Here is a 23,838-nt window from a genome sequence, read left to right as displayed (position 1 = left end):
GATCAGCCCTGGGGGCAGTTGCTCGGTGCCGTCTCGCCGGCGAACCGGTCCGCGGCCCAGCCCGGGAAGCTCGCGGCCGCCTCCGGGACGACGGATTCGTGGTCGAGCCCGCCGAATTCGTGGTAGTCCACTGAGGACCCCGCCTGGCACAGGGCCGCGCGCTCGCGGGCGGTCAGCTCGGCAGGCGTCGTCGTGTCGGCCGATCCTTGGTAGACGGCGAACGGCATCGTGCCCGCGGGCCGGAAGTCGTCCACCGCGGTGAGCGCCTTCCACCAGGGGCCGTCGGGGGACATCGCGCCCGGCTGGTACGGGTCGCGCAAGGTGCTCGCGCTGTCCCAGATGTCGAAGCAGCCGTCGGCGAGCACCGGTAGCTGCTCCATGGCCTCGGCGGTGAGAAAGTCGCCGTAGCGCAGGTGCGGGTAGGCGGCCTTGATGCCGGGCAGCGTCGAGATGACGTAACCGGCCAGTTCTGGATGCTGCATCGAATTGCCGGTCAGCTCGCGGATCCGGACGGCGGGCGCGATGAGCGCGGCGCCCAGGCCTTCGAACTCCGGGGCGTACGTCCGCGCGATCGATTCGACGTGCATGGTCGTCTGGCCACCCTGCGACCAGCCGTACTCGACGAACCGGTTGGAGGCGTTGAGCTCGGGGAGGTTCCGCACGGCGCGCAGGACGTCCAGGGACGCACGCGCGTTGACCTGGCCCGCCATGTAGTGCGAGGGGCCGGGCAGCGCCTGCCCCGGGTAGTCGCTCATCGCGACGACGCGGCCCTGGCCGAGCAGGTCCCGGATCGCCGGGACTCGGGACCGGTCGCCCTCGTCCAGGCTCCGGCGGGACGGTGCGCAGCTGTCGGCCAATCCGGTCGTCTCGTGGTTCCAGAGCACCATGTCGCGCGGGGCATTGCTCGCGCCCGTCGGCACGTAGATCTCGCCGGACACGTACTTCTTGACGCCGGGCTGGATCTCCGAGACGTAGACGACGTTCCAGCCCCGGGCCCCGCTCGGCGCGTCGGACCGCGGCTGGATCCAGTAGATGTCGCCGGGCTTCGCCGTTTCCGGGGGCTGCTCGTAGACGTTCCAGAAGGTGGTTCCGTCCGGCCCGGGCCTGGCCGACGGCGAATCCTCCTTCGGCGCCGCGCTGCCGGCGCTGATGCACGCGGTGAAGGCCAGCGCCGCCAACGAGGTCGCGACAGCCGCCTTCGCGATGCGCCGTTGTGTGAATGGCACGGTTCTCTCCGTATTCCTCGGGATGTGCGGGCTGCTATTCGAAGAAGCGGTACACCGGCTCGGCCACCACGGCGGGCCGCTCGGCGCCTTCGAGCTCGATCTTGCCGTCGACGGTCAGCTGCACGCCGCCCTTCGGCAGGTCCTCGACCTTCTTCAGCGCGGCGTTCAGCCGCACCCGGCCGCCGGCGGGCACGGGGCTGGTGAACCGGACCTTGTTCAGCCCGTAGTTCACGGCCATGGTCACGCTGTCGACCGCGAGCACCTCGGCCCACATCGGGATGATCAGCGCCAGCGTCAAGTAGCCGTGCGCGATCGGCCCGCCGAACGGGCTTTCCGCCCGGGCGCGCTCGGGGTCGACGTGGATCCACTGGTGGTCGTCGGTGGCGTCGGCGAAGGTGCTGATCCGCTCCTGCGGCACCTCGATCCACGAGCTGGTTCCCAGCGGCTTGCCCGCCAAGGGCTTGAGGTCGGCGAGGGTCGCGACGCGAGTGGTGGACATGGGTCTCCTGTCGGTGTGGTGCGGACGGTCAGCGCTTGATGCCCAGGACGCGCAGCGCGTTCTCCTTGAAGATCAGCGGCGCCACTTCGGGCTTGATGTCGAGGGCGGCGAAATCCTTGCGCCAGCGGTCGACCTGGATCACCGGGAAGTCGGAGCCGAAGAGCACCTTCTCGCGCAGCACTGAGTTCGCCGCCCTGACGAGCTGGGGCGGGAAGTACTTCGGGGACCAGCCGGACAGATCGAGGTAGACGTTGGCCTTGTGGGTGGCGATGGAGATCTGCGCGTCGACCCACGGCACCGCCGGGTGGGCCATGACGATCGTCAGGTCCGGGAAGTCGGCGGCGACGTCGTCGAGGAGCATCGGGTCGGAGCGGCGGAGCTTGATGCCGCGCCCGCCCGGCAGCCCGGCGCCGATGCCGGTCTGTCCAGTGTGGAACAACGCGGGCACGCCGGCCGCCGCGATGGCCTCGTACAGCGGGTAGAACCGCCGGTCGTCGGGCTCGAAGCCCTGCAGGCTCGGATGGAACTTGAAGCCCCGCACGCCGTAGTCCTCGACCAGCGCGCGGGCCCGGTCGACGGCCTCCTTGCCGCGCCACGGATCGACCGAGCCGAAGGGGATCAGCACGTCGTTGTGGGCGGCGGCCAGCTCCGCGATCTCCTCGACGGAGTTCGGCCCGTGCCCGGTGGCCGAGGTGGCGTCGACGGTGAACACGACGGCGGCCATGTTGCGCTCGCGGTAGTGCGCGGCGATGGATTCGATGCGGGGAGTGCGTTCCTCGCCGGACTTGAAGTACTTCTCGGAGGCGGCCATCAGCTCGTCGTCCAGCGATCGATGCCCGCAGGCGTCGATCTCGACGTGGGTGTGGATGTCGATGGCCTCGATCGCGTCGAAGTCGACGCCGCACTCGTAGCGGACCGGGCTCATTTCGCCACCAGCTCCGCCGGGAACTCCTCGCCGACCGACTCGACCGAGTCCGCGAACGCCTCGCCCCACGACCCGGCGATGTCGTCGGCGGACCACCCGCCGTCGTGGAAGGCGGTGGCGGTCAGCTGCGGGTGCGACCACAGCGCCAGCCGGTCCCCGCCGACCGACAGCGCCTGGCCGGTGATCCCGGCGGCGGCATCGGAGGCGAGGAAGGAAACGATCCCGGCGGCGTCCTCGGGAGTGCCCATGCCGACCTCGCGGCGGATGATCGCGGGCAGCGGCTCGCCGCGCTTCATCGACTCGATGTGCGGTGCGAGGAACGGGATCGTCTCGGTCATCGCGGTCGCCGCGACCGGGCAGACGGCGTTGACGGTGATGCCGGCGCGCTGCAGTTCCAGGGCCCAGGTGCGGACCATGCCGACGATGCCGGCCTTGGCCGCCGAGTAGTTGGTCTGGCCGAAGTTGCCCCGCTGACCGGCGGGGGAGCCGATGCAGATGATCCGGCCGCCTCCGCCCTGCTCGCGGAAGCGCAGCACGGCCTCGCGCACGCAGGTGAAGGTGCCGCGCAGGTGCACGTCGAGCACCGCGTCGAAGTCCTCGTCGGTCATCTTCCACAGCACCTTGTCGCGCAGGATGCCGGCGTTGGTGACCAGGACGTCCAGCCGGCCGAACGCCTCGACCGCGCCGGCCACCAGCTTCCGGGCCGTTTCGGCGGTGCCGACCGGGGCGACGACGGCGGTGGCCCGGCCGCCCGCCGCGACGATCTCGGCGACGGCCGAGTGCGCGGTGGCCTCGTCGACGTCGTTGATCACCACTGCCGCGCCGTTGCGGGCGAGTTCTTCGGCGTATGCGAGTCCGAGTCCCCGCCCGCTGCCGGTGACGATGGCGACCTTGCCGCTCAGATCCATCGGTGCTCCTCCTGTCGGGTGAATCACAGGCAAACATCTATCATTGAAAAAGTCAATGATTGAGATCTGCTACTCTTGCGGCGCTACACGGAGGAGGGCGCATGGCAGAGACCCAGCCGCGGTTGCTGGCCGACGACATCGGGTTCCTGCTCTCCCGGGCGGGGGGAATGGTGCTCGGCGCGGTGAACAAGGCGCTGGTCCCGCTCGGCCTGAAGGTGCGCTCCTACTCCGTGCTCGTGCTGGCCTGCGAAGACTCGGCGGGCGTCAACCAGCGCAGCGTCGCGGCGACGATGGGGCTCGACCCCAGCCAGATCGTCGGGCTGATCGACGAGCTGGAGGAGCGCGGCCTGGTCGCGCGCACGCCGGACCCGGCGGACCGCCGCAACAGGCTGATCGCCGCCACAGAGGAAGGGCGCCGGGTGCGCGACGAGGCGCAGGAACTGGTGGACCAGGCGCACCGCGCGTACTTCGGAGACCTGCCCGCCGAGGTCGTCGCCCAGCTGCGGGAGACGCTCGGGCGGATCGTCTTCCCTTAGCGCGTGTCTGTGCGCTTGTCGGCCCGACGTGGTCCGGGCGATGAGTTCCGGCCGGGTCTCGGGTCTGTTCTGGTGTCTTCGGACGACGTTGCCCAGCACGAGACACCACGGAGGACACCATGACGACCACGCCGAGTGACCCGACCACCGCGCTGCCCGGCCGCCCGCCCGTCGTCGACCTGGCCACCTGGCAGGCCGCCCGCGACGAGCTCCTGGTCCGCGAGAAGGCCCACACCCGCGAGGGCGACGCCCTCGCCGCGGCCCGCCGCCGGCTGCCGATGGTGGAGTTCGACGGGACGGTCGAGGTCGTCGGGCCCGACGGCCCGGTCCCGTTCCTGGACCTGTTCGAGGGCCGCGACGAGCTCGTGGTCTACAAGCACATGTGGCACGACGGCGCGCCGCACCAGGGGCAGTGCGAGGGCTGCACCACCACGGCCTGGCACATGAAGGACGCCGCCTACCTCAACGCCCGCGGCGTCTCGTTCGCCATCCTGACCACGGGCCGGTGGGACGAGGTCGCCTCCTACGTCGAGTTCATGGGCTACACCCAGCCCTGGTACTCGGTGCGCGATGTGGACGCGCCGGTCGGCGGCGACATGGGTTACATCACCTGCTTCCTGCGCGACGGCGACCGCGTGTTCCTCACCTACTCCACGACGAGCCGCGGCAACGAGCCGGTCAACGGGTCCTTGGGCCTGCTCGACATGACGCCCTACGGCCGCCGCGAGGCGTGGGAGGACAACCCCGAGGGTTGGCCCGCGGCCCCTCAGGTGGACTCGCCGGTCGGTGGGCATGGCGCGCCGATCTGCTGGTACTGGCGCACGGACGCCGACGGGAACGCCACCTGGGGCCCGACCAGCCGCCCCACGCCGCAGTGGACCCGCCCCGGCGCGACCCCCGTGGAGACCCTCGGCCGGCAGGGCCACCACTGACGCGACTTCGTCGACGGCACAAGGTGTTGGGTGCCGGGCGGAACCTCCGGACGATGCGAACGGCCCTGGGGCTCCTTTCGCCGACGGCCGCGGGCAAGCTCCTCCCGAAGGCGCCCGGCGTCGTTGGCGATTTCGCGCGAAATCGCCATGCCGCCCTCACACGGAGCGGCGATTTCGCGCGAAATCGCCGCTCCCCGTGGTCACGGCACAAGACGAGGAACGGATGTGGGCGCCCTCCGCGGAGGGCGCCCACATCCGTTGGTGCGGCGGCGCTTTCACATCGCGCCCGACTTCGGTTCGTAGACGGCCACCACGATGCCGCTGCTGAACGTCGTGGTCTCGGCCAGCGTCAGGTGGGTGGTCACGAGGCCTTCCAGGATCCGCTGCCCGCTACCGGCGATGACGGGGAACAGCCACAGGTGGAGCTCGTCGACCAGCCCGTGCTCCAGCAGCGTGTGGTCCAGCACGCCCGTGCCGAACTTCAGGATGTCCCGGCCCGGCTGCTGCTTCAGCTCCGCCACCTCCGCGGCCACGTCACCGCCCAGGATGGTGGCGTTCCAGGTGGTTTCGGAGTTCTGCAGCGTGCGGGAGGCGACGTACTTGGGCATGCCGTTGATCCGCTTGCCGTACTCGTCGTCGATGGCCGGCCAGGTCTGCGCGAACGACTCGTAGGTCTCGCGGCCCAGCAGCAGCGCGTCGGCGCCGAACAGCAGCTTGTGGGCGTGGGCGTTGTGCTCGGAATCCCAGTACGGCGGGCCCCACTGCTCCGGCGCCGAGATGGTCCCGTCGAGCGTCACGAACGTCGACTCGATCAGCTTCCTCATGATGTTCTCCCAGGGGATGGATTCGGATGGCTGGAAAGTGCTACTGGACGAAGGGGCTCGCGGTTCGGGCGACGCGCAGGGCGTTGGCCCACCACGTGATCTGGTCGAGCACCGCGTTGACGGATTCCTCGAGTTCGGGGTCGCGGCGCGGCCAGCTGCCGTCGGCGCCGAAGCGCTGCCAGGCGTTGCGGATGGTCATGGTGCGGCGGATCGGGACCGCGTTCAGCTCGCCGAACACCTGCCGCAGCTGCGCGGCGGCCTGGCCGCCTTCGGCGTCGCGGCAGTAGGCGACGATCGAGACCGGCTTGGCGGCCCATTCGGCGTCGAACCAGTCGATCGCGTTCTTCACCGCGGCCGGGAAGCTCTGGTTGTACTCCGGGGTGACCACGACGAACGCGTCCGCGGCCGCCAGCCGGGCCCCCAGCTCCCGGACGGGAGCGGGAACCTCTTCGCCGGGCTCGGTCAGCTGGTCGGGGAGGCCGGCGGTCGCGAGGTCGATGCGATCCAGTTCCAGGTCCCGGCGGCGGCCGATGCGGCCGCCGAACCAGTCGGCCACGAGCGGGCCGAAGCGGCCCGCCCGGGTGGATCCGATGATCATCGCGATCCGCAGCCCGCTCGTCATCGGGTTTCCTTGACGGGCGCGTCGAGGAAGGCCGGGATCATCGGCAGCAGCAGCTCGGGGCGGTGCGGCGCGGTGACGTGCGAGGTGCCGGGCAGGATCGCCAGCTGCGCGTTCGGCAGGCCTTCGGGGGTGTCGCCCATGACGCCGCCGCCGAAGAGCCGGAACATCTCGACGGCGTGCTCGGGCCGGACGATGTCGGAGTCGCCGATCACCGTCAGCGTCGGGGCCTTGACCGTGCGGGCGGCCTCCGGCGACACCGACGGGGCCGGGTTCATGTCGTACTCGATGACCCGGGACACCAGCTGCGGGAAGTCCTCCGGGCGCGGCGCGTTCTTCAGGTAGTCGGCGTGGAACGGCGATCCGTGCAGGTGTTCCGGCCGCAGTTCCGCGATCCCTTCCATCACGCCCGGGTGCATGCCGTCGACGCCCAGGCCGCCGGAGAGCAGCACCTGCTTGCGCACCAGGTCCGGGTGCTTCAGCGTGATCTCCAGCGCCACCCCGGCGCCCATGCTGTAGCCGAGGACGTCGGCGCGCTGGACGCCGATCTGCCGCAGCAGCGCGACGGTGTCCTCGGCCATCTGCGACGTGCGGAGCGGGCGGTCGATGTCGGCGGTCCGGCCGTGGGCCTGCTGTTCCACGGCGATGACCTCGCGGGTCTTGGCGAGCTCCGGGATCAGCTGCCCGAAGTCGGTGTCGATGCCGGACAGGGCGCCGTGCAGCAGCACCAGCGGCGGCTGGTCGGTCGGGGTGCCGTACCGCTCGTAGTACATGTGCAGGCCGTTGACATCGGCGTAGCCGCCCTGCGCCGCTGCGGCGGTTGTTGCGGCGCCCGGTTCGGCCGGGGTGTTGGCGGCGCCGCACCCGGTGAGCAGCGCGGTGGCTGCGATTCCGGCGGTGAGGGCGAGGGCGATGCGCTTCATGGTGATCTCCTGTTCTGCGGTGTTCGCTTTGTTGTCACCACAGTGCGCGCGGCACCTTCCGGATTGTTTACGGTCGCCTTCCGGTCCAGGTCAGCGGCGGCGAGAGGCGGTCCGGTGGCGCGTTGCGCGCCGTTTTCGCGCGAAAACGGCGTCCGCCGTGCCTGCCGATGACGTTTTCGCGCGAAAACGGCGCCCCGCCACCGAGCGGCGCCGCTTCGAAGCCGGGGCGCGACCTGCCGATATGCGGGATGAGGGCGGAAACAGGCTCTATAAGCTGCGTTCATGCGTTTCGGTGTGCTGGGCCCGTTGACGGTGTGGACCGACAGCGGCGCCGTCGTGCCCGTGCCGGGAGCGAAGGTGCGTGCCCTGCTGGCTGATCTGCTGGTCGACGCCGGTCAGCCGGTGTCCGCGGACCGGCTGGTGGACGACATCTGGGCCGAGGACCCGCCGGGCAATCCCGCGGGAACGCTGGCGGCCAAGGCCTCGCAGCTGCGGCGCGCGCTGGAGGACGCCGAGACCGGCGGCCGGGACCTGGTGGTGTCGCCGCCGCCCGGCTACCGTCTGGCCACCGCCGACGTCGACGCCCTGCGCTTCCGCGCATTGCTGGCCGACGCCCGCGAAACCTCCGGCACCGAGGCCCGGGTCCGGGTGCTCGCCGAGGCTGTGGGCCTGTGGCGGGGGCCCGCCTTCGCCGACTTCCGCGACGCGGCCTTCGCGCAGGGGGCCATCGCGCAATTGGAAGAACTGCGCTTGGTCGCCGTCGAAGAACTCGCCGAGGCGCGGCTGTCGTTGGGCGAATACCGCGAGGTGGCGGGAGATCTCACGACGTTCGTCGCCGCACACCCCCTGCGCGAACGCCTGCGCGCAGCCCAGCTGCGGGCGCTCTACGGTGCCGGACGCCAGGCCGAGGCCCTCGACGGCTACGAGGATCTGCGCAGACGGCTGGCCGACGAACTGGGCGTGGACCCGAGCCCGGAGCTGGTCGAGCTGCAACGGTCGCTGCTCGCGCAGGACCCCGCCCTCGCCGCGCCGCGACCGCGGCCCGTGGTTCGGCGGCGCACCAGCAACATCCCGGCGCAGCGCACCGAGCTGATCGGCCGCGACACCGATCTCGGCGAGCTGGGCCGCGCGGTCACCGAAGCACGGCTGGTCAGCCTCACCGGACCGGGCGGCGTCGGCAAGACCCGGCTCGCGCTGGCCGCGGCGGCGAGCGCGGCCGACCGGTTCCAGGACGGCACGTGGCTGGTCGAGCTGGCGCCGCTGCAGCCGACCGCGACCGACGAGGCCGGCTGGCTCGCGGAAGAGGTCGCGCAGGTCATCGGCATCCGCGCGGCGGAGGACGGGCCCGCCGACGCCGTCGAAGCACTGGGCGAAGCGCTGGCCGACAAGCACCTGCTGCTGGTGCTGGACAACTGCGAGCACGTCGTCGACCACGCTGCGGACCTGACCGAGCACCTGCTGGGCGCGGCGCCGAACCTGCACGTCCTGGCGACCAGCCGCGAACCGCTGCGCCTGCCCGGCGAGGACATCGTGCCGCTGCAACCGCTGTCCGTGCCCGCGGCGGACACCTCGTTCAACGATCTCGCGCAGTCGCACGCGGTCCGGCTCTTCGTGAACCGCGCCCGCGCGAGCGCCCGCGACTTCGTGCTGGACGCCGACAACGCCGACGCGGTCGCGACCCTGTGCCGGCGGCTCGACGGGATTCCGCTGGCGCTGGAACTGGCCGCGACCCGGGTTCGCGCGCTCGACGTGCACGAGATGGTCTCCCGGCTGGACGACCGGTTCCGGCTGCTCGCCACCGGTCACCGCGGCGCCCCGCCGCGGCAGCAAACGCTCACGGCGATGATCGACTGGAGCTGGGGACTGCTCGACGACACCGAACGCGCGGTGCTCCGCCGCCTCGCGATCCACCCGGGCGGGTGCACCCTCGAAGCCGCCGAAACCGTCTGCGCCGCAACGGCATCCGTCGGTGAGGACGGTCACCTCGAAGCCGCGACGGTCCCCGATGTCGTCGCGCGGCTGGTGGACCGGTCGCTGGTGCAGCAGAGCGGGCGGCGCTACCGGCTGCTGGAATCGGTGACAGCGTTCAGCCTCGACCGCTTGGCGGAGGCAGGCGAAGACGTGCCGGCGCGGCACGCGCATCACGCGTACTACCTGGCGCTGGCCGAGCGAGCCGAACCCGAATTGCACGGCGCCGATCAGCAGCGCTGGCTGACCCGCCTCGACGCCGAGGACGCGAATCTGCGTGCGGCGCTGGATGGTTTCGTGCGGGACGCCGACGCCGACTCGGCGCTCCGGCTGGTGCACGCGCTCGCCTGGCACTGGCTGCTGCGCGGCCGGTCCGGCTTGGCGCGCCGCTGGGTCGATGCGGCGCTCGAACTGGGCGGCAGCGCGCGGCACCGGGCACCGGTGTTGGCGTGGCGCCTCACGTTCGCCTTCCAGCAGGGTGATTTCACCGATGCCGCGTCGCGCCGGCACGAGGTTTCGGCGGCGCTGGCCGCGCTCGACGATCCGGCCGTTCGCGCCCGCGCCGAGGTGATCCTCAACCTGTCCGCATTGGACTCAGGCGACGAGCAGGACCTGGAAACGACCGTGCAGCAGACCCTTTCGGCGTGTCGCGAGCTGGGCGACCGCTGGGGCGTGGCGACCATCCAGCTGGCGCTGGCGAAATCGGCGCACAGCCGCGCCGATGTGGACGCGTTGGCGCGGCACGCGCAGGAAGCGGCTCGCTCGTTCGCCGAGCTGGGCGACCGCTGGGGCCGGCTGCAGGCCGCCGAATGGCTCGGTGGCCTGGCCGAGCTGACCGGGGATCTCGCCGGCGCCGCCGAGATCCACCGCGAGGCGCTGGTGCTGGCGCAGGAGCTGGAGATGTGGGGCCAGGCGGCAGCCCACCTCGGCTGGCTCGGCTGGATAGCGATGCAGCACGCCGAGTTCGACCGGGCCCGCGACTTCGCCGAGGAGGTGCTGGTGCTGTCCGCCGACCACGGCCACGACCCCGGCCGGTTGTTCGCAACGATCGTGCTCGCGTTCACCGCGCGCCGCGACGGCAGGCCCGACGACGCCGAACGGCATCTCCGCGAGCTGCTCGCGCTCAACGCCGACGGCCCGGAAACGCCGCTGTTCCTGCCGATGCTCCAGGTCGAACTCGGTTACGTCCTCGAACAACGCGGTGAAGCGGCCACCGCGATGGCCGAACACCTGCGGGCCTTCGACGGAGCCCAGCGCATCGAGGCCCCGCGCGACGCCGCGTTCGCACTCGGCGGCTCCGCCGCGGCCGCAGCGGCACTCGGCGACCACGACACCGCCGCCCGGCTGCTCGGCGCCGCCGAAGCCCTCCGCGACGCCACCGGGATGCCGCTGCTGCCCGCCGAACGACCCGATATCGACCGCGTTGCCGACGTCGCGCGCACCGCGATGGGCGGCGCCGCGTTCGACGCCGCCCACGCGGAAGGCCGAGTCCTGACCGCGGATCAGGCCCGCGCGCTCATGGTCGCCGCCGGCAACGCGGACGTGCTGGACCCGGCCTGAGCCCGGCATCCGGGCTCAGGACTTCTTCGGCGCGTACTGCAGGGCGACGATCCCGCACTCGAACGGCGTCGCGGCGACGAAGTCGAACTGCTGGTTCGAGCCGGTGGCGCCGAAGACCGGCAGGCCGGCGCCGATCGCGGTCGGGTTGACGATCAGGTGCAGCTCGTCGAGCAGGTCCTCGGCGATCAGGCTCGCGACGAGCGAGCCACCGCCGTAGGCGATGATGTCGCCGCCCGGCTGCGCCTTGAGCTCGCGGATCGTCTCGACGAGATCGCTCGCGACGACGGTGTTCTCCCACGGCGATTCGGTCAGCGTGGTGGAGATGACGACCTTCGGAGTGTTGTTGATCCGGTCGATGCCTTCCTGCGTCTCGTCCGCCGGCTGCGAGGCCCAGTGCGGGATGAAGCCCTCGGCGAGCTTGCGGCCCAGCACGATCGTGCCGATCGGCTCGTTGAGCGCCTCGATGTAGGAGGCGAGGTCCTCGCTCCACGGCAGCGTCATCCAGTCCATCTCGCCGTTCGGGCCCGACATGTAGCCGTCGATGGTGGCCTGGACCTGGAGCTTGAACTTGCGCATCGCTTGCGTTCCCTTCGGGTGGGCCGTTCGGCCGTCTTCGTGTGCTGAAAGCTTCGCGGGGACGGCTTACGGGATGTTTACGGTTTTGCTCCGGCACCCCGGAACCCGACGAACCCGAGGCCGGCGCGCCGACGGCGCCGTGCGGAGCTTGACCTGGCCCCGCTATTCAGTGTTACTGTGTACCGGTAGTCATCATCACTTAGTAGTCCGGCGAGGTGGTCCATGGGTAAGCAGATGACGGAGATGCTCAAGGGCGTGCTGGAGGGCATCGTCCTCGCGATCCTGTCCAGCCGGCCCGCCTACGGCTACGAGATCACGGCGTGGCTGCGGGATCAGGGTTTCTCCGACATCGCCGAAGGCACTGTCTATGCGTTGCTGGTCAGGATCGAGCAGCGCGGCTTCGTCGATGTGGAGAAGGTTCCGTCGGAGAAGGGGCCGCCGCGCAAGGTGTTCTCCCTCAACGCCCAGGGACAGGAACATCTCGAAGAGTTCTGGAGGACGTGGAGCTTCCTCTCGGAACGGCTCGAACAGCTCCACGAAGGAGGCAAATAACCATGTCCGATGCTGAAAAGGGCGGCTTCATCTCCAAGGTGATCGGCTCCAAGCGGCGGTGGCGGGCGTACAAGGCGCGCGTGCGCGAACTTCCGCCGAACTACCGCACGACGGTCGAAGAGATCGAGCGGTACATGATGTACTTCGTGCCGGCCGACGGGGACAGCGATGCGTCGAGGTTCGAAGACCTCGCCGACCTGTTCGAACAGGCCGCGGCGGAGGGAACGCCCGTTCGCGAGATCGTCGGGCGGGACCCGGTGGAGTTCGTCGAGGCGTTCGTCCAGAACTACTCGGAGGGCGGCTATGTCCCCGCCCGTGCGCGGAAACGGCTGACCGACGCCATCGCGCGCGTCGAGGAATAGAGGCGCCGATGACCGCGCGCGACCTCCGGCCCGGCGATCCGTGTGCGGGATCTGGAGCGGAACGGTCTTCGCGGTCGATCGGCGGGTGCGTCTTCTCGGAACTATCAGATCCGCGAGTTCCAGAGAGCCTTTTTCATCCTGGTCGGCCCGCAGCTGCGGGTCGCAAAGCCGTACGTCGGTGAGGTGTCGCATGCGCCGTAGGCGCATAGCCCACCCCCGCAACTGGCACCGCCGCGGGTTCTCAGAGGTTTCCTGGCGAGGACGGCCCCTCCGCCGTGTATTGGACATACATCAGGAGGGGCACCCACAGTCCAGGGAGCCTCTGAGGTTCCGCTACCCGCACCGCCACGCAAAACGAGGTTGGAAAAACCTCAGATCTTCGGAAAGGAATGCAGCATGGTCAGCGCGACAAGCGGGACACATGACGACGTCTCCGCAAGCAGCGGTGGTGACGATGTCGAGCACGGCTGGGGAAAAGTCGCCGACGTGTTCCGGGCGAACTTCGAAGGAAACCCCGGCGAGGTGGGCGCGGCGTGCAGCGTCTACGTGGGCGGCCGCCGTGTCGTCGACCTGTGGGACGGCCTTGCCGATCGCGAGGCGAACCGACCGTGGCGCAAGGACACCATCGCCCAGGTCGCGTCCACGACTAAAGGCGCCACCGCGATCTGCGCCCATTTGCTGGTACAGCGCGGTGAGCTGGATCTGGACGCCCCGGTGGTCCGGTACTGGCCGGAGTTCGGTGCCGCCGGCAAGGACCGGATCCCGGTGCGCTGGCTGTTGTCGCACCAGGCCGGCCTGCCGATCGTCGACGGGCCGCTGACGTTCGAGCAGGCGTGCGCCTGGGATCCGGTCATCCGGGCGCTCGAGGCGCAGAAACCGCTCTGGGAGCCGGGTTCCGAGCACGTCTACCACGCCGTCACCTACGGGTTCCTGGTCGGGGAGGTCGTGCGTCGGATCACCGGCAAGTCACTCGGCACGTTCTTCGCCGAAGAGGTGGCCGCCCCGCTCGGACTGAGCGCCTGGATCGGACTGCCCGAGGAACACGAGCCACGGGTGGCCCGGTTCGAGGACGCCGCCCCGTTCACCCTGGAGGAGTTGCTCGCCGGGATGATCGCGACGACCGGGCTGGATGCGGACACGGTCACCGCATGGGTCGAATCCATGTGGAGCCCGGACGCGGTCCAAATGCGCGCGGGCGTGCTGGGCGGCGCCATGGATCCCACCACCGGATACTTCCGGACGCGTGCCTGGCGCGCGGCCGAGTTCCCGGCCGCGAACATGGTCTCCGACGCGCACTCGTTGGCACGGATGTACGCCGCCACGGTCAGCGACGTCGACGGCGTGCGGCTGCTCGATCCGTCAACGGTCGAGACGATGACAGCCGTTCAGACCGACAAGACGCGGATGTACGGACTACCGCCAGGCCTGGACATCCCGGCCGACCGCTCCTTCAACATGTCGCTCGGGTTCTGGCGAGCCTGCCCGCCGCTGCCGATGCTCGGGCCTGGGTCGTTCGGCCACCCGGGCTCCGGCGGATCGATCGGCTTCGCCGACCCCGATGCCGGTGTCGGCTTCGGCTACGTCACCAACCTCTGGAACTACCGGCCCGACGACCCCCGGGCGACGAACCTGGCCAAGGCCGTCCGATCCTGCCTCGAATGACGAGACCCCTGGCGTGAGCGAACTCCAGTGCAGTGGACGAATCGATGCCCGCTCGCCCGCCGCGGAACGAGCGGGCGCCGACCCCTCGGGACTAGCGGCCTGAGATCACTGCAGGCGGTGATCTCGGCGTCCGCCGCCGGGTAACCGGCCTGCAGGAACCGTTCCGCGATGCGCTCGATCACGTGGGTTCGGTCGACGATCCGTTCGCGCAACTTGATTTTTCCTTGCTCTTCCGGAGTTTCGGCGTGTTCGCAGCGTAGTTCGCCCGCCATGGCGGGCAAGGAAGCGTCCGCCGCCGGGATACCGGTGTGCCGGGGCGAGCACCTGGACGATTCGAGCCGTCACCGATGAAACCGTCCTGTCTCTTGTGGATGATCGTGGAATTCGAGGGCCGGTCGGCGCGGTGCGTCTGATGCACGGTGAACGGTGCGGGGACGCTGCTCCCGGAGGCCGATCGACGTGCGGTTGTCAGACCCCGTCGTTACGGTCGCTCCACACGGACACGACAGGGAGCAGTGATGAGTGAGCTGACCACCGCCCAGCCGACGGGCACGCCGACCTGGATCGACCTCGGCATCCCGGACCTCGATCGGGCGATGGCGTTCTACGGGGCGCTGTTCGGCTGGGAGTTCGAGGTGGGCCCGGAGGAGACCGGCCGGTACACCATGTGCCTGCTGCGCGGCAAGCCCGTCGCGGCGCTCATGCCGAACCCGGATCCCGACGCCGCGGAGTTCTGGTGGAACCTGTACTTCGCGACCGAGGACTGCGACGCCACGGTCGCCAAGGCGGTCGACGCGGGCGGCTCGGTCCTGACGGGCCCGATGGACGTGATGGACAAGGGCCGGATGGCGATCGTCAGGGACACCACCGGCGCGCAGTTCGGGGTGTGGCAGGCCGGCGCGCACCTCGGTTGCGAGATCGTCAACGAGCCGAACTCCTTGCTGCGCAACGACCTGATCACCCCGCAGTCGGGTCCCGCGCGCGACTTCTACGCCGCGACCTTCGACTACGTGCTGGACGGCAACCCGGACATGCCGGGCGCCGACTTCACGTTCCTGCGCAGGCCGGACGGCCACGAGATCGGCGGCATCTTCGGCGACCCGAACGCCGGGAAGTCCCGCTGGGCGACCCTGTTCCAGGTGACGGACGCCGACGCGGCGGCGCGACGGGCCGTCGAGGCAGGCGGCACCGCGGGCGAGCCATTCGACATGATCTACGGCCGGCTGGCCAGGATCGCGGACCCGTTCGGCGCGGAGTTCGAGGTGGGCTCGCCGAAGGCGGGCTGAACCCGCGGCTGAAACGGTTCCTACGACCGGGGATTGACGCGGACTACGACCTGCGGACTACCGGAAGACCAGTGCCGGGGATGACGCGGTATTACGCGCCTGCCGAATACGTTCGTCCGTGTTGACCGGTCGCGAGCAGTGCAGGGTCGCGACCTGAGAAGACACGCGCTACGGGCGCGGACAGGAGAAGTCACGTCATGCTCTCAGTCGTTCAGCAGGCCGCCTTCGCCGACAGCGGCCTGTACTCGGTCGGGTTGATCGTCGCCGCGCTCGCGGTGCTCGGGTACGTCGTCCTGGTCGTCGGGGCGGTGATCAGCGTCCTCGCGTCGCACCAGGGCCTCGGGATGAAGCTGGTCTGGATCGTGCTCGTGTTCATGGCGCCGTTCCTGGGCAGCCTCCTCTGGTTCTTCATCGGCCGCCGGTCCACGCGCTACCCGTACCGGACCGCCTGATCCTGCGGCGCGTCCGCTCCGGCGCCGCGACGGCGACCCGTTGCGGGCGGCCGGGGCGGTCGTGAGAACGCTTGAGCGGCAAGGAGTTCCCGTCATCGGCCGGTTCAGCCGGGCGTGCCGCCGGTGCGGGTGCCGGTGGCGCTCGTGGTCTGCCGTAAGTTCTGGGCATGGCAACCGGTGGAGATTCCGCGGGTGGGGCGCAGCGTCCGCTGCTCGTGCTCGGCAAGATCGCGGAGATCCTGAACGCGTTCACGCTGCGGCAGCCGTCGCTGACGTTGCGGGAGATCCAGCAGGCGACCGGGCTTCCGCAGTCCACCGTGCAGCGGCTCGTGACGAACCTGGTCGCGCACGGGTTCCTGGATCGCGCCGAGGACCGGTTCCGGCTCGGCGTGCAGATGGCCTACTGGGGCGCCGCCGCGGGCAAGGACCTCGACGTGCTGGGCGTGGTCAACCCCGTGCTGAAGGACCTGCGCGACGCGACCGGTGAGACGGCGTGCTTCTTCCGCGTCGAAGGCGAGCACCGGGTGTGCGTGGCCGTCGCCGAGACCCACCACGCGCTGCGCAGGACGATGTCGGTGGGCGACATCGCGCCGATCACGGTCGGTTCCTCCGGCCGGGTGCTGCTCGCCTGGAACCCGGGCCTGGCCGAACGCGTGCTCGACGCCGAGCTGCCCAGGCTGACCGAGAGCACGGTGACAGATCGGGACGAGCTGCACCGGCTGATCAGGCAGACGGCGGCCGAGGGGTACGCGATCACGGTGGGCGAACGCGTCGACGGGGCCTCGGGCCTGGCGGCGCCGGTGTTCGATTCGGCCGCCGACCTCCTCGGCGCGGTGATGGTGCACGGGCCGACGCTGCGGATGCCCTACGAGAAGTGCGTGGAGTGGGTCGACGTCCTGGTGGAGCACGCGGAGCGGATCACCCGCGCGCTCGGCGGCCGGTACCCGAGCTGAGCGGGTAGCGCTGCTCGCGTGAGAGAGCAGCGTTGCGCCCGGCTCCTGCTTGCAGGGGCCGAGAGCGCCCGAGATCGGGCGGCTGCGGAGTCGTCACGAGGAACGCTGAGCGGGTTCCCCTGGCCGTGCGCGAGCGCCCAGGGGAAGGCGGTAGCGCACCAGGTCGGCGCGGGCGAGCGAGCCGACCTCGACGGCGGGCACGCCGAGGTGCGGCAGTGCCCGGACCGCGGCCACCTTGCGTTCGGTCGGCGACCGCTTGCCGGTCAGCACGTCGGTCACTTCCGCTCCTCGTCGGCGTGCTGTCCCAGCAGCGCTCCGAGCACCTCGTCGGTGTGCGCGCCGAGTTCCGGTCCGGGCGAGCGAACCGGGAGCGACGTCGGGCCGATGACCGGGACGACACCGGGGAATCCGACCTCGACGGGCTCGCCCGCGCCGGTGTCGACCGCGAGTTCCTGGATCATCCCGCGTGCGCGGTACTGCTCGTCGGCGCAGATGTCGGCGGCGGTGTAGATCGGTCCGGCCGGGACTCCGGCGGTGTCCAGCGCGGCCAGGACTTCCGCACGGGTGTGCGCGCCCGTCCACTCCTCGATGGCGTCGTCGAGCTCGTCCCGCCGGGCCCAGCGCCCCGCGTTGGTCTGCAGGTCCGGGTCGTCGGCGAGGTCGGGGCGGCCGATCGCCTGCATGTAGCGGTGGAAGATCGAGTCCCCGTTGCCCGCGATCACCACGCTGCTGCCGTCGCGGCAGGCATAGGCGTTGGTCGGTGCGATGCCCTCCATCCGGCCCCCGACGCGGCGGCGCTGGACGCCGTGCGCGAGGTAGTCGGGCACCAGGGATTCCATCACCGAGAAGACCGCTTCGTGCAGCGCGACGTCGACGACGCGATCGGCGAGCGGCGGTCGCTCGGCGTTGCGCGCCGTCGAGCGTTGCAGGAGCGAGGCGACGATGCCGAAGGCCGCGTGCAGCCCGGCGATCGAGTCCCCGATGGACACCCCCACGCGGGACGGCGGCCGATCGGCTTCGCCGACCAGGTCGCGCAGCCCGCCCATCGCCTCCGCCACCGCGGCGAAGCCGGGCCGGTCGGCCAGCGGTCCGGTCTGGCCGAAGCCCGAGATGCGTGCCAGGACCACGTCCGGATTGGCGGCTTCCAGCACGTCCGGCCCCAGGCCCCACTTCTCCAGCGTGCCCGGCCGGAAGTTCTCGATGACGACGTCGCAGTGCCGCACCAGCTCCAGCACCGCGCCGCGGCCATGCTGGGTCTTCAGGTCCAGCACGACCGACTTCTTGCCGCGGTTGATGGTGTGGAACAGCATCGACGTCGATCCGGCGTGGAGCCGCCAGCCCCGCAGCTCGTCGCCGGTGCCGGGCCGCTCCACCTTGATGACCTCGGCGCCGAAGTCGGCGAGCATCCGCCCGGCGGTGGGGGCGGCGATGTAGTTGCCGAGTTCGAGGACGCGCACGCCCGCCAGCGGGAACCGGCTGCTGTCGTTGTGCATTTCTCCCTTTCCGCGAACGGGTTTCCGATCGCCGGACGAGGCTGAGCGCGCGGACCGGCCCCACCACGAAGTCATCCGCATTATGGACATAAACCCACGATGTGAGTCAACCATTGAGCCGGCTTGCGCGCCGAGCCATGCGCCGCCAGTGCTGCCCGGGAGGCGGCGCAACGCGCTCGCGGCGGCCGGCGTCGCGAGCGCGTTGCGCGGATCAGGGCACCGCCTCGGCGGCTGGCGGTCAGGTGTTTCCGTTGCGTCGCTTGGGGAAGCTGGTCACTGGTACCGGACGTCGGCGCTCAGGTAGGACACGGCGTCCTGCAGCCGGTCCAGGGCTTCCTTGCGGGTGCTCTCCATCCATTCGGGGTCGTTGTCGTCGCTGCGCCACACGCCCCACAGGCTGATCAGGTAGAGCATTGCGACCGCGGCGTGGTTGGTGGCGTTGAGGATCTGCGCGCCGGCGTCGTCGGGATTGGTGTGCTCGGCGATGGTGACGAGCTGGTGCTGGAGCAGCAGGACGCGCCGGTGCAGCAGTTCCAGGGACTCGCCGGGATCCCCGTCGGTCGCCAGGATCCAGCCCTGGACGACGTCGTCGAGGTCGTCGCCGATCTGCTCGGCGACGAGGCGTTCGGCGTGGGTCAGCAGCGCGCCGAGCAGGAACGGCATGTCGCCCGGGCCGGTGCCCTCGTCGGGGGACTGGATCTCGGCGCCGAGGTTGCCCATGGCCCGGACGACGGAGTGCGGAGTGGGTGGTTCGATCTGCGTCATGATCGTGATCATGTAAAGCGCGTTCACCCGTTTGGCCTTTTATGCATGATTCCGCATGAATCGTCGCCCGGAGCCCGGGCCGCGCTCGGCGCTATGCCTGGGTGAGGCGCATCGAGACGTACGCGTTGATCCCGGTCCGCTTGGTGTGCCGCACCTTCTCGCGCTTGAACTCGCGGAAGCCGAGCTTCTCGTAGAGGCCGAGCGCGGACGCGTTGGTGTCGGCGATGTCTTCGAGCACGTACGTATTGAACTGCGGAAAGGCGAGCACGTGCCGCAGCAGCGCGGTCGCCACTCCGCGCCCCCGGAAGGCCGCGGCCGTCGCCACGAACTCGATCGACGCCGTTCCCGGCTCGGCCTGCGCCCACGACTGCTTGAACTCCCGCCGGAAGCCGATATCGGCGATCGTTCCCTTGATCAGCCCCAGGTGCTTGCGCAGCACGCGCGCGTCGTGCCTGGTCGAGAGCTCGACGCCGTCGGTGCACGCGGCGATCGCGGCCGGGCGGCCGTCGACGAGCGCGACGTGGAACAGGTCGAGCACGAGCATGTGCTCGAAGGTCTCGACGAGCTTGCGGCGATCCTTCGAGAAGTACTCCAGGTGCTCGCCGAACCCGTCGACGTAGACCTCGGCGATCGCCGTCCGGTACTCCTCGCCCAGCTCGCTCCCGCGCCTGACTTCTATCGTCACCGGTCCTCCTTGATCAACAGTGCTGTCACGACGGACGGGTCCGGGGGAGTGAAGTCCGCGCCCAGCACGAACTTCATCGACGCGAGCCCATCGAGCAGGGCGAAGAAGCACGTCGTCAGGTCGCCGGCGGCGCCGCCGGCGAACTCGCCGCGGCGCTGGCCCCGCTCGATGAGCTCGGTCGTGCGCGCGGCGAGCGTCCGGTGCTGCTCCGCCAGTCGCTCCGCGTGCGGCAGCCGGTCGGGCATCACCAGCGCCTGGCTCATGATCAGGGAGAACTCGGCGAACCCGTTGTCGGCCGCGAGATCCGCGGCGAACTCGCGCACGAACTCCCGGATCGGCTCCGCCGGCGGCGCTTCCTGCTCGATGGCCTGCTCGAATGCCGCCGCCACCCTGGCCAGGCCGTCCGCGGCCTGGGCGACCAGGTCGTCGAACAGCGCTTCCTTCGTCGCGTAGTGCCGGTACATCAGGCCCGTGCTGATCTCGGCCGCCTGCGCGATGTCCCGCACGGACGTGGCGGCGAAGCCCTTCCGCGCGAACAGGCCGATCGCGGCGGCCTGGATCTTCTCGTGCGTGCCGGAGCGCATCGCCGCGTACTGCTCGGCCGTCCTCGGCATTCCCGCCTCCACTGCCGTGTTTTTGAATGAACTAATGTTCACTCTACTGAGGCCGGTCGCCCGGCGCAACCGGTCCATGAGTCGCGACTGATCTGTCGGCCCGGAGGCGGCCCCAAATTTTCCAGTTGATGGAAAATTCCATTGAGCCTTTTTCATCCTGGTCGACCCGCAGCCGCGGGCCGCAAAGCCGCACGTCGATGAGGTGCCGCATGCGTCGTAGGCGCATAGCCCACCTACGGCACCGGCACCGCCGCGGGTTCACCGTGCCCACCCCTCCGGGGTTCTCCCGGCGAGGACGGCCCTGACGCCGTGTATTGGACATACATCAGTCAGGGCACCCACAGTCCAGGGAACCTCTGAGGTTCCGCCACCCGCACCGCCACGCAAATTGAGGTTTGAAAAACCTCATTGGATGTTTTTTGGCGCCGTGGAGGAGTCACGGCGCGAGCGGAAGAAGCAGCTGACCAGACGCCGGATCGTCATGGCGGCCATCAGGTTGTTCGAGGAGCAGGGGTACGAGCAGACCACGGTGGCGGCGATGACCGGTGCCGTGATCGGCGCCATCCAGCAGGCGAGTCTCGCGAGTGTCCAATTGGGACGGTCGCAGGACGAGCTGTGGGAGGCCGCCCGGCGCGGTCTCGACGTCGCCCTGCACGGCTTGGTTTCGGTGCGACCGCCCGCGGAAAGCCCGGATTCGTCCGAAGAGAGGGCCGGCTCATCATGACCGAAAGCGTCCGGCGCTTCGCCCGCGAGGCACGACGGGACATGCGGGAGGGCCCCGCCGCCATCGCGCGGCGGCAACGCGCCCGCCTTGCCGATGCGGTGGTCCACGCCTGCGCGAACTCGCCGTACTACCGCGAGCTGTACCGCGACCTGCCCGCCGCGGTCGACGACCCGGCGCTGCTCCCGGTCACCGACAAGAAGACGCTGCGGCGGGAGGACGAACAACTGCGCCTGCACGTAGAGCTCTACGAGGAACACATCCGGCGGCTCACCGTGGACAACACCCGACTCGCCAACGAACTCGCGGCCCGCAGCGGCGTCACCGACCTCGGCACGCATCGGCCACGACACGCGGGTGAGCCGTGATCACCCACGGCGCCCGGGACATGACGAGCCGGGGTGATCCCGCAGTCGGCTTCGTGTTCGTCGCCGACGCAGCCTCGATCGTCAGTCGAGGCCTTCGATGATGCGGAAGTCGCGCTCGAAGCCGTCGGGGAGTTCGGCCAGCGCCTCCTGGTAGGCCGCACTCTCGTATGCGGCGACGGCCTGTTCGAAGCTGTCGAACTCGATCAGGACAACGCGCTCGGCGATTCCGGCTTCGTGTGCGACGACCCGGCTGCCGATGCTGGCGATCACCCGCCCGCCTGCGGCCTTGACGGCCACACCGGCCAGTTCGTTGTAGACACCAAGCCCCTCAGGGTCTGTGATGGTGGGGTAGACGCTGACCCAGTAGCCCTTGGCCACGGTTCCTCCTGTGTTCGGAATTGATCATCAGAAACATACCCGGATCCATCGCCGGCGCGCTGTGGGTCAGCGAGCCGACGGGGACGACGTCGATCAACCTGATGGGGCTGTGATCGGATTGGTCCCGGGTGAGCGTCGGCGGGCGAGGATGAGGCTTGTCAGCGTCGTGATCGCCATCGCGGCGACGCCGACCAGCGCCGCTGTGGTGTAGGCGTCGTCGTTCGGGAAGAGGCGGCCGGTGTCGGTGCCGGCGGCCAGGACCAGACCGCCGATGGCGCTGCCCAGGGAGTATCCGACGCTGCGGACGATGTAGTTGAAGCTCATGGCGCTCGAGGTCTCGCTCTTGGGGGTGACGGCCAGGATGACGCCGGGCATGGCGGCCGTGAAGCTGCCGACGCCGAAGCCCAGCACGCCCATGGCCGCGAGCAGTTCGGCCAGATTGGACCGGGCGGTGGCGAACAGAACGAACCCGCCGCCGACGATGGCGGCGCTGCCGGCCAGAAGCAGGGGGCCGTCGATCCGTTCGCGGACCCGCTGTGTGAGCTTGCCGGCGACGAACCCCAGCACGGAGAACGGGATGAGGACCAGCCCCGCCACGAAGGTGCTCAGTCCGAAGCCATAGCCGGCGCTGTGCGGCGTCTGCGCGTAGCGGGTGATGAGCGTGAGCAGGAGGTACATGCCGCTCCCGCCGACGAACATGGCGGTGTTCGCCCCGGCGACCGCCGGGTGCCGTACCGCCCGGACGTCGACCAGGGGCCTCTTGGCTCGCAGTTCGGAAACGGTCCAGACGCAGAGCAGGAGTACGGCGGCGGCGGCAAGGGCCACTGACACGGCGAGGTGTCGGCTCCACAGGCTCCTCTCGCCGGCCAGGAACAGGACGAGGAGCAGTCCACCCGCCAGGACGAGCGCACCGGCCACGTTCACGTGAGCGGAGCGGCCTTCGGGAGCTGCCGGCATGGAGCGCCACGCGGTCACGAAGGCGATGGCGGCGACGAGCAGGCTGAGGCCGTAGGCGGCCCGCAGTCCGCCGAACTCGGCGAGCAGCGCGGCCAGCGGGTAGCCGACGCCGGCTCCGATGATGGAGACCACTGAGATCAGGGCGATCGTGGCCGCGCTGCGCTCCTCGGGAAGATGGTCGCGGGCCACGCCCATCATCAGCGCCGTGAGACCGAGTCCGACGCCTTGGGCCGCTCTGCCCACGAGCAGCCAGGCGAACGGCAGCGGCAGCACGGTGAGCGCGCTGCCGACGACGACGATCGCCAGCGTGGCGAGAATCGTGGCCCGCCGGTGCGGACCGGCTCCGAGCCGGCCGAGGACGGGTGTGGCGACGGCGCCGCTGAGCAGGGCGATGGTCAGCGTCCACTGCGCGCTGTCGAGGGAGACGTGGAACGTGGTCGCCACGCTGGTGATGAGCGGCGTCCCGAGGCTGGCGACCGCCGCCACGACCAGGGCGATGAACATCAGGGCGGGGACCAGCAGACGTGCCTCGGAACGTATCAGGGCAGCGCTCATGGGCTGGTCATGAGCCTGGGACGCGCTCACCGGTCCGACTCCTCTCGGGCGTGGCTTTCGAGCTCCGCCAGATGCAGCAGCGCCGGAAGGGCTGCTGCCAAGGCCTCGACCTCGTCACCGGTGAGTTCGTCGATCAACCGCGCGTACGCGTCGACACCTGCCTGGCGGCGTGTCCGGACGTACGACGCGCCGGCCTCGGTCAGGCACACCAGCGTGACCCGCTTGTCGGACGGATCCTTCTTCCGCTCGACCAGCCCGGATTCCTCCATCACCCGGACCAGGACGGTCATCGCGGGCTGGGTGACGCCCTCGGTCACCGCCAGATCGGTGATCCGTCGCGGGCCGGTCTTGTCCAGGGTGGCCAAGGTGGCGGCGGACGTCAGGCTCATGTCGCGGGGAAGGTGTCTCACGGCCCTGGTGGCCAGACCGTAGAGGGCTGACCCGATGGCATCGGAAGAGCCGTGCGCGGCGTCTCGGCGACTCATGCCTGAAGCATAGCAGATTTATATGAACTCTTTATGTATTCCCGGCCAGGGACG

The 23,838-nt window shown here is 70.1% G+C and carries 27 protein-coding genes; 11 read left to right on the top strand and 16 right to left on the bottom strand.

The window, feature by feature from the left end:
* Positions 1–2: 2 nt before the first annotated feature.
* Genes AC07EQ_RS01320 through couN form a run of 4 tightly spaced genes read right to left on the bottom strand, consistent with a single transcriptional unit; the run spans position 3 to position 3,558 of the window.
* Complete coding sequence (locus tag AC07EQ_RS01320) at positions 3–1,226, bottom strand: lipase family protein (protein WP_478385945.1); 1,224 nt, start codon at positions 1,224–1,226, stop codon at positions 3–5.
* Between the two features lie 34 nt (positions 1,227–1,260).
* The gene (gene couM, locus AC07EQ_RS01315; protein WP_132490613.1) at positions 1,261–1,725 is read right to left on the bottom strand and encodes a p-hydroxycinnamoyl-CoA hydratase; all 465 of its coding nucleotides are present in this window, start codon (positions 1,723–1,725) and stop codon (positions 1,261–1,263) included.
* Between the two features lie 28 nt (positions 1,726–1,753).
* Positions 1,754–2,650 (bottom strand): 4-hydroxyphenyl-beta-ketoacyl-CoA hydrolase, encoded by an 897-nt coding sequence (couO, locus tag AC07EQ_RS01310; protein ID WP_478385944.1) that lies wholly within the window; start codon positions 2,648–2,650, stop codon positions 1,754–1,756.
* A complete protein-coding gene (gene couN / locus AC07EQ_RS01305) occupies positions 2,647–3,558 on the bottom strand; it encodes a 4-hydroxyphenyl-beta-hydroxyacyl-CoA dehydrogenase (RefSeq protein WP_478385943.1) in 912 nt (303 codons plus the stop codon). The genes couO and couN overlap by 4 nt, the downstream gene beginning before the upstream one ends.
* A gap of 101 nt (positions 3,559–3,659) precedes the next feature.
* Between couN and AC07EQ_RS01300 the strand changes: the two genes are divergently transcribed.
* Both AC07EQ_RS01300 and AC07EQ_RS01295 read left to right on the top strand, forming a co-directional pair.
* Entirely contained in the window at positions 3,660–4,094 is a 435-nt protein-coding gene (locus AC07EQ_RS01300) for a MarR family winged helix-turn-helix transcriptional regulator (protein ID WP_478385942.1), read from the top strand.
* A 119-nt stretch (positions 4,095–4,213) separates the two neighbouring features.
* Positions 4,214–5,026: a DUF899 domain-containing protein gene (locus AC07EQ_RS01295; RefSeq protein WP_478385941.1), complete on the top strand. Its 813-nt coding sequence runs from the start codon at positions 4,214–4,216 to the stop codon at positions 5,024–5,026.
* 275 nt (positions 5,027–5,301) lie between these two features.
* Here the strand turns inward: AC07EQ_RS01295 and AC07EQ_RS01290 are convergent, their stop codons facing one another.
* Genes AC07EQ_RS01290 through AC07EQ_RS01280 form a run of 3 tightly spaced genes read right to left on the bottom strand, consistent with a single transcriptional unit; the run spans position 5,302 to position 7,392 of the window.
* Complete coding sequence (locus tag AC07EQ_RS01290; protein ID WP_478385940.1) at positions 5,302–5,850, bottom strand: dihydrofolate reductase family protein; 549 nt, start codon at positions 5,848–5,850, stop codon at positions 5,302–5,304.
* Positions 5,851–5,890: 40 nt separating this feature from the next.
* The gene (locus AC07EQ_RS01285; protein WP_478385939.1) at positions 5,891–6,472 is read right to left on the bottom strand and encodes an NADPH-dependent FMN reductase; all 582 of its coding nucleotides are present in this window, start codon (positions 6,470–6,472) and stop codon (positions 5,891–5,893) included.
* Positions 6,469–7,392 carry an alpha/beta fold hydrolase gene (locus AC07EQ_RS01280; RefSeq protein WP_478385938.1) on the bottom strand — a complete coding sequence of 308 codons (924 nt, stop codon included), beginning with the start codon at positions 7,390–7,392 and terminating at the stop codon, positions 6,469–6,471. The genes AC07EQ_RS01285 and AC07EQ_RS01280 overlap by 4 nt, the downstream gene beginning before the upstream one ends.
* A 282-nt stretch (positions 7,393–7,674) precedes the next feature.
* On the opposite strand from AC07EQ_RS01280, the gene AC07EQ_RS01275 reads away from it, so the two are divergent.
* A complete protein-coding gene (locus AC07EQ_RS01275) occupies positions 7,675–10,920 on the top strand; it encodes an AfsR/SARP family transcriptional regulator (protein WP_478385937.1) in 3,246 nt (1,081 codons plus the stop codon).
* Between the two features lie 15 nt (positions 10,921–10,935).
* Here the strand turns inward: AC07EQ_RS01275 and AC07EQ_RS01270 are convergent, their stop codons facing one another.
* Complete coding sequence (locus tag AC07EQ_RS01270) at positions 10,936–11,496, bottom strand: dihydrofolate reductase family protein (protein WP_478385936.1); 561 nt, start codon at positions 11,494–11,496, stop codon at positions 10,936–10,938.
* A 222-nt stretch (positions 11,497–11,718) separates the two neighbouring features.
* Between AC07EQ_RS01270 and AC07EQ_RS01265 the strand changes: the two genes are divergently transcribed.
* From AC07EQ_RS01265 to AC07EQ_RS01240, 6 genes are all read left to right on the top strand, one after another.
* Complete coding sequence (locus tag AC07EQ_RS01265) at positions 11,719–12,048, top strand: PadR family transcriptional regulator (RefSeq protein WP_478385935.1); 330 nt, start codon at positions 11,719–11,721, stop codon at positions 12,046–12,048.
* Between the two features lie 2 nt (positions 12,049–12,050).
* Positions 12,051–12,410: a DUF1048 domain-containing protein gene (locus AC07EQ_RS01260; protein WP_478385934.1), complete on the top strand. Its 360-nt coding sequence runs from the start codon at positions 12,051–12,053 to the stop codon at positions 12,408–12,410.
* A gap of 396 nt (positions 12,411–12,806) precedes the next feature.
* The gene (locus tag AC07EQ_RS01255) at positions 12,807–14,072 is read left to right on the top strand and encodes a serine hydrolase domain-containing protein (RefSeq protein WP_478385933.1); all 1,266 of its coding nucleotides are present in this window, start codon (positions 12,807–12,809) and stop codon (positions 14,070–14,072) included.
* Positions 14,073–14,590: 518 nt separating this feature from the next.
* The gene (locus AC07EQ_RS01250; protein ID WP_478385932.1) at positions 14,591–15,358 is read left to right on the top strand and encodes a VOC family protein; all 768 of its coding nucleotides are present in this window, start codon (positions 14,591–14,593) and stop codon (positions 15,356–15,358) included.
* 197 nt (positions 15,359–15,555) lie between these two features.
* The gene (locus AC07EQ_RS01245; protein WP_478385931.1) at positions 15,556–15,810 is read left to right on the top strand and encodes a PLD nuclease N-terminal domain-containing protein; all 255 of its coding nucleotides are present in this window, start codon (positions 15,556–15,558) and stop codon (positions 15,808–15,810) included.
* 167 nt (positions 15,811–15,977) lie between these two features.
* Positions 15,978–16,763, top strand: a complete 786-nt coding sequence (locus tag AC07EQ_RS01240; protein ID WP_397526827.1) for an IclR family transcriptional regulator — start codon at positions 15,978–15,980, stop codon at positions 16,761–16,763.
* Positions 16,764–16,856: 93 nt separating this feature from the next.
* Here the strand turns inward: AC07EQ_RS01240 and AC07EQ_RS01235 are convergent, their stop codons facing one another.
* The 5 genes from AC07EQ_RS01235 to AC07EQ_RS01215 all read right to left on the bottom strand — a co-directional run bounded on the left by AC07EQ_RS01235 (position 16,857) and on the right by AC07EQ_RS01215 (position 20,320).
* Entirely contained in the window at positions 16,857–17,042 is a 186-nt protein-coding gene (locus tag AC07EQ_RS01235; protein WP_478385930.1) for a hypothetical protein, read from the bottom strand.
* Positions 17,039–18,256, bottom strand: coding sequence for a CaiB/BaiF CoA transferase family protein (locus AC07EQ_RS01230; protein WP_478385929.1), 1,218 nt, complete (start codon positions 18,254–18,256; stop codon positions 17,039–17,041). The genes AC07EQ_RS01235 and AC07EQ_RS01230 overlap by 4 nt, the downstream gene beginning before the upstream one ends.
* A 273-nt stretch (positions 18,257–18,529) precedes the next feature.
* Positions 18,530–19,021 carry a hypothetical protein gene (locus tag AC07EQ_RS01225; protein WP_478385928.1) on the bottom strand — a complete coding sequence of 164 codons (492 nt, stop codon included), beginning with the start codon at positions 19,019–19,021 and terminating at the stop codon, positions 18,530–18,532.
* Between the two features lie 91 nt (positions 19,022–19,112).
* Positions 19,113–19,706: a GNAT family N-acetyltransferase gene (locus AC07EQ_RS01220; RefSeq protein WP_478385927.1), complete on the bottom strand. Its 594-nt coding sequence runs from the start codon at positions 19,704–19,706 to the stop codon at positions 19,113–19,115.
* Positions 19,703–20,320, bottom strand: coding sequence for a TetR/AcrR family transcriptional regulator (locus AC07EQ_RS01215; RefSeq protein WP_478385925.1), 618 nt, complete (start codon positions 20,318–20,320; stop codon positions 19,703–19,705). The genes AC07EQ_RS01220 and AC07EQ_RS01215 overlap by 4 nt, the downstream gene beginning before the upstream one ends.
* A 427-nt stretch (positions 20,321–20,747) precedes the next feature.
* Here AC07EQ_RS01215 and AC07EQ_RS01210 point away from each other — a divergent pair, with 427 nt between their 5' ends.
* Both AC07EQ_RS01210 and AC07EQ_RS01205 read left to right on the top strand, forming a co-directional pair.
* Entirely contained in the window at positions 20,748–21,044 is a 297-nt protein-coding gene (locus tag AC07EQ_RS01210) for a hypothetical protein (RefSeq protein ID WP_478385923.1), read from the top strand.
* The gene (locus tag AC07EQ_RS01205) at positions 21,041–21,409 is read left to right on the top strand and encodes a hypothetical protein (RefSeq protein WP_478385921.1); all 369 of its coding nucleotides are present in this window, start codon (positions 21,041–21,043) and stop codon (positions 21,407–21,409) included. The genes AC07EQ_RS01210 and AC07EQ_RS01205 overlap by 4 nt, the downstream gene beginning before the upstream one ends.
* An 81-nt stretch (positions 21,410–21,490) precedes the next feature.
* Here the strand turns inward: AC07EQ_RS01205 and AC07EQ_RS01200 are convergent, their stop codons facing one another.
* The 3 genes from AC07EQ_RS01200 to AC07EQ_RS01190 form a co-directional block, all read right to left on the bottom strand.
* A complete protein-coding gene (locus AC07EQ_RS01200) occupies positions 21,491–21,787 on the bottom strand; it encodes a DUF1330 domain-containing protein (RefSeq protein WP_478385919.1) in 297 nt (98 codons plus the stop codon).
* Between the two features lie 93 nt (positions 21,788–21,880).
* Positions 21,881–23,329 carry an MFS transporter gene (locus tag AC07EQ_RS01195; RefSeq protein ID WP_478385917.1) on the bottom strand — a complete coding sequence of 483 codons (1,449 nt, stop codon included), beginning with the start codon at positions 23,327–23,329 and terminating at the stop codon, positions 21,881–21,883.
* Positions 23,326–23,784 carry a MarR family winged helix-turn-helix transcriptional regulator gene (locus AC07EQ_RS01190; protein ID WP_478385915.1) on the bottom strand — a complete coding sequence of 153 codons (459 nt, stop codon included), beginning with the start codon at positions 23,782–23,784 and terminating at the stop codon, positions 23,326–23,328. The genes AC07EQ_RS01195 and AC07EQ_RS01190 overlap by 4 nt, the downstream gene beginning before the upstream one ends.
* Positions 23,785–23,838 lie beyond the last annotated feature (54 nt).

Source organism: Saccharopolyspora sp. NPDC045839, from assembly GCF_056431645.1.
This window is presented reverse-complemented; position numbering and strand designations above follow the sequence as displayed.